Below are 2,047 nucleotides of genomic sequence, written 5' to 3'. Positions count from 1 at the left end.
TCCTCTGGATTTTGAGCTTTGGTCATTAGTTTTAACCTCCCTTTTCTTATGATAACCAAACTATAGAGGTGAAAAGGCATAATGAAAACGCCCGAACGGGTGGTAAAGCCAATTTCCACTGTTGACGGCCGCTCTGACCAGAGAAACCAGATGAGGAATAAAACCAGGGGAGGCTAAACCTAATTTCACTTGCTGCTGCCAGACTCCTAAAAGATGACTTTTCACTCTTCTGTACCAGGAGCAGATTTTCTGTCTGGTTCTCTCCTCATAGGGAGCACCACTTGTTTTCTCTTCTATCACTGATTCAATTACTGCGGCACTATAACGTTTGTAGGGAATAAAGATATCGGGTAACTCGATATGCATTCTCTTACACTTCTGGCAGCGTAATCTTCTAAGAGAGAAAACCCAGCGTTTCCCATTGTGGTCTAAGAGAACTCTCTTTCTTCGGTCATAAGGTTTTAGTTCTCCCTGGCAGTAAGGACAGTGAATGGTTTCCCTCCCCGTCACCAGAAAAAGTGGTGATTGCTATCCCATTCTTTGGTATAGTGTGATACAATAATCATACCTTTTGGGGGGCCTCGGGGAATTCAGTTATCCATCTTCGAGGTCCTTCTCCTTTCCTCAGTATTTTCCCTAAAGAATTTTCCCTTAAAGATTATTACCTGGACATTATATATGGCAATTTAAAGACAGACAATCTCGGTAGCTTTTGGACATTCTGAGTTGGTATAAACAAAAGCCGTGGACCCCGGCTTAAAAATTGCCGGGGGGACGAGGAGGGGGTGATAGAGGCATTCAGGAATGACAGAAAAAAAGGGTCATAGGGGGCTCGCCCCCCTATAGTCTTGACAACTTCTCTTTTGAGTAGTAATTTTACTCATGGAGGGAAATGAGTGACGAGTGATGAGTGATGAGTGAATGTGAGGGTGAACATGAGGAGTGATGAGTAATCAAGCAACTTGAGACTTGAACCCAAAAGAAGCTGGTGAAGAAAGGAGAAACAATGGAACATAAACTTTTGGAACATATTGAAATAAATCCTCAAGTCCTGGCTGGCAAACCGGTGATTAAGGGAACGAGGATATCTGTCGAGCTTATCTTGAGAATGCTTTCCCAGGGGATATCTGTGGAAGAGATTCTGGAGGAGTATCCACACCTCACCGAAGAGGATATTAAAGCTGCTCTCGCTTATGCTGCCGAATCTCTTGCAGTAGAAGAAGTTTTACCCCTGGTAAAAAATGAATGAAGTTTCTGGTTGATGAAAACGTTGGTCGGAGTGTTGTTCGCTATCTTAGATCTTGTGGATATGATGTTGTTTCAGTTCAAGAGTGTTGTCCGGGAATTCAAGACTTAGAGGTATGTGCTTGGGCCAATAAAGAAGGGCGGATAATCATTACTAATGACAAAGACTTTGGAAAATTAATTTTCCAAGAGCGATTGCCAAACCGAGGGGTTGTTCTTCTCCGGTTACAGGATGAAAAGGGAACCAATAAAGTTCAAGTAATTTCAAAACTTCTGATTGGCCACAGGGACAGGTTATTAGATCATTTTGTAGTTGCTTTTGAAACCGGTGTAAAAATCCGGCCCCTGCCACGCTCTGAGAGTAATCAGTGACGCGTGATGAGCGATGAGTGATGCGTGAATAACGGTATCTGTGGAGAAGGAAGTAATTCCTTTCTCGTCATTCCCGAAATCCTTAATCGGGAATCCAAATGCTTTTAAGTAATATGGATTCCTGATACATGCATTCAGGAATGACGGATAAAAGAAGCGACAGAGCCCACTCAGGGTTGACGACCTCCCTTCTCGTCATTCCCGAAATCTTCAATCGGGAATCCAGAGGTTTTTGTCCATAATTCTTTGTCTTTATAAAGATCAGATTTTTTTACTGGATAATATCTGGGTAGAGGTCTCGCCATTCCGGATTCATTTTCTCAATCAGATTTATTTTCCAGTCTCTTCTCCATTTCTTGAGTTGCTTTTCTCTGGTGATTGCCGAATAAGCATCTTCATAAACCTCATAATAGACTAAGCTGTGCAGGTG

3 protein-coding genes and 1 pseudogene are annotated in these 2,047 nt (G+C 42.5%); 2 read left to right on the top strand and 2 right to left on the bottom strand.

Annotated features, from left to right (window positions below):
* Positions 1-60 precede the first annotated feature (60 nt).
* A complete protein-coding gene (locus tag GXZ17_RS00215; protein WP_409375279.1) occupies positions 61-510 on the bottom strand; it encodes a DUF6431 domain-containing protein in 450 nt (149 codons plus the stop codon).
* Between the two features lie 496 nt (positions 511-1,006).
* Between GXZ17_RS00215 and GXZ17_RS00210 the strand changes: the two genes are divergently transcribed.
* On the top strand, positions 1,007-1,249 hold the full coding sequence (locus GXZ17_RS00210; RefSeq protein ID WP_409375278.1) for a DUF433 domain-containing protein: 243 nt from the start codon (positions 1,007-1,009) through the stop codon (positions 1,247-1,249).
* Complete coding sequence (locus GXZ17_RS00205; protein WP_409375277.1) at positions 1,246-1,617, top strand: DUF5615 family PIN-like protein; 372 nt, start codon at positions 1,246-1,248, stop codon at positions 1,615-1,617. The genes GXZ17_RS00210 and GXZ17_RS00205 overlap by 4 nt, the downstream gene beginning before the upstream one ends.
* 271 nt (positions 1,618-1,888) lie before the next feature.
* Here the strand turns inward: GXZ17_RS00205 and GXZ17_RS00200 are convergent.
* A pseudogene (locus GXZ17_RS00200) lies at positions 1,889-2,047 on the bottom strand (GIY-YIG nuclease family protein); the annotation flags it as partial.

The organism is Candidatus Sordicultor fermentans, from assembly GCF_012728195.1.
Lineage (GTDB): Bacteria > Atribacterota > Atribacteria > Atribacterales > Caldatribacteriaceae > Sordicultor > Sordicultor fermentans.
This window is presented reverse-complemented; position numbering and strand designations above follow the sequence as displayed.